Annotated in this window: 2 protein-coding genes and 1 pseudogene; 2 read left to right on the forward strand and 1 reads right to left on the reverse strand. The window is 44.2% G+C overall.

The window, feature by feature from the left end; genetic code table 11:
* Window positions 1-38 precede the first annotated feature (38 nt).
* Window positions 39-554 (forward strand): annotated as a pseudogene (locus AAEY55_RS17995) (DNA polymerase V subunit UmuC); the annotation flags it as partial.
* A gap of 80 nt (window positions 555-634) precedes the next feature.
* Here AAEY55_RS17995 and istB read toward each other — a convergent pair.
* Entirely contained in the window at window positions 635-1390 is a 756-nt protein-coding gene (gene istB / locus AAEY55_RS18000) for an IS21-like element helper ATPase IstB (RefSeq protein WP_350552576.1), read from the reverse strand.
* A 267-nt stretch (window positions 1391-1657) separates the two neighbouring features.
* Here istB and AAEY55_RS18790 point away from each other — a divergent pair.
* A partial coding sequence (locus AAEY55_RS18790; RefSeq protein WP_407072710.1) for a Mu transposase domain-containing protein occupies window positions 1658-1848 on the forward strand: 191 nt, incomplete at its 3' end.

The following is a 1848-nucleotide window of genomic DNA, read 5'->3' on the forward strand; positions in this document are numbered from 1 at the left end:
CGCCTTTCACCACCACCTAAATTAACTCGCTTTGGCTCATTAGATTTAGATGGAGCACTTGGCGCTATTGGGTAGATGCGGTGGCTTTTTATGCCAGTGCAGAAAAGGTGTTCGATCCATCTATTCGTTTTAAACCAGTTGTTGTGCTAACAAACAACGACGGCTGTATTTGCGCTATCTGCCCTATTGCCAGAAAGCTCAATATTCCAAAATTCCAACCATATTTTAAAATTAAGCACTATTTAGAGCAGCAAAATGTGGTTGTTCGCTCCTCTAACTATGAGCTGTATGCTGATTTAAGTGAAAGAATGATGACGGTTATTAACCGGTTTTGTGATGACCACTATGTGTACAGTATCGATGAGTCGTTTCTGCGCTTTACTGGGTTTTCTCGCCTTATTAATGACTGGGCTGATTATGGGCAAACAATACGTCGTGCCGTTTGGCGAGAAACGGGCTTACCTGTGGGTGTTGGGTTTGGGCCCACACCTACATTGGCAAAGGCGGCTAATCATGCTGCAAAAAAACTGCCGGGTTACAATGGTATTGCTGTTTGCGTATTCCGGTGATGGTGAACACCGATTCCGGTTTTATCGTGAACACTTAAATTCCACGCATTGGGTTCATGACATTTTTAACCTAAGTGTTCACGATGGTCAATTTTAGATTGAATTTTTCTCATAGACTCCCCCTTTAATTTTATCCGATGAGCATTGTGCATTAGTCGATCTAAAATGGCATCGGCTAAGGTATTATCGCCGATGGATTGATGCCATTCTTCGGTGGGTAATTGACTGATGATGGCGGTTGATGAACTGCCGTGCCTATCATCCATGATCTCCATTAAGTCATTTCGTTGTGCCGCTTTAAGTGGCTCAAGCCCCCAATCATCTAAAACGAGTAAGTCGATCTTAGCGAGTGACTGTAACATTCGACTGTAAGTGCCATCTGCTTTGGCTTGTGTCAGCGCAAGCATCAACCTTGAGAGTCGGTAATATTTAACGCTGTAGCCTTTCATGCATCCTGTATGCGCAAGTGCACAAGTGATATAGGTTTTACCGCTACCGCAAGGGCCTGTGATGAGTAAGTTTTGTGATTTATTCAGCCAATCACATTGCAGTAGCGATGCCATCATCGATTGATTGAGACCTCGCGGGTGATGATAATCTATGTCTCTGGCGTTAGCGGCTAATTTAAGTTTTGCCGCTTTAAGTAAGCGTTGGTGTTTTCGGCTCTCTCGGTCTTGGGCTTCACTGTCTGCTAGCAGTTGTAGTCGCTCATCGAAGGACAACCCTTCATAAGTACTTGGTTGTTCCATTTGGCTCACTAAGGCGTTGGCCATACCACTGAGTTTGAGTTGACGAAGCTGAGTTATCGTTTGTTCTAACATAGAATTTCCTTACCTTAATGGAAGCTTTTAGGACCACGTGTTACCAGCAATAACCGCGGTATTGCGCATGAAAATGGGGCTATTGAGAGCCCTCATGGGCACCTTAAATCGCAACTGGAGCAAGCATTAAAAATCCGTGGTAGTTATGACTTTCAGACAAGAGAAGTCTACGAATCGTTTGTTGCCGATATTGTTGCTCGCCGTAATCGCCTTGTAAGTGATAAATACGCAGTAGAGCAGCGACAATTACATGCTTTACCAAAGACGATGAGCGTCAGTTACACCGAGCATTATCTAACGGTGTCACGTACGAGTACTGTTTCATTGAAACGTGTTACCTATAGCGTCCCGTCACGCCTTATTGGTAGCCGATTACTTGTGCGTTTATATGACAACCGTTTAGAGCTGCGCTATGGCAGCGATTTAGTTCAAACGTTAGCGCGTGTCTATGCTTCTAA

This window comes from Pseudoalteromonas sp. 120-MNA-CIBAN-0494, assembly GCF_040308885.1.
GTDB classification, from domain to species: Bacteria; Pseudomonadota; Gammaproteobacteria; order Enterobacterales; family Alteromonadaceae; genus Pseudoalteromonas; species Pseudoalteromonas nigrifaciens.

What these genes read in the sequence shown, in the direction of transcription:
- istB (WP_350552576.1), bottom strand. Translation starts at nt 1,390, where the DNA reads ATGTTAGAACAAACGATAACTCAGCTTCGTCAACTCAAACTCAGTGGT.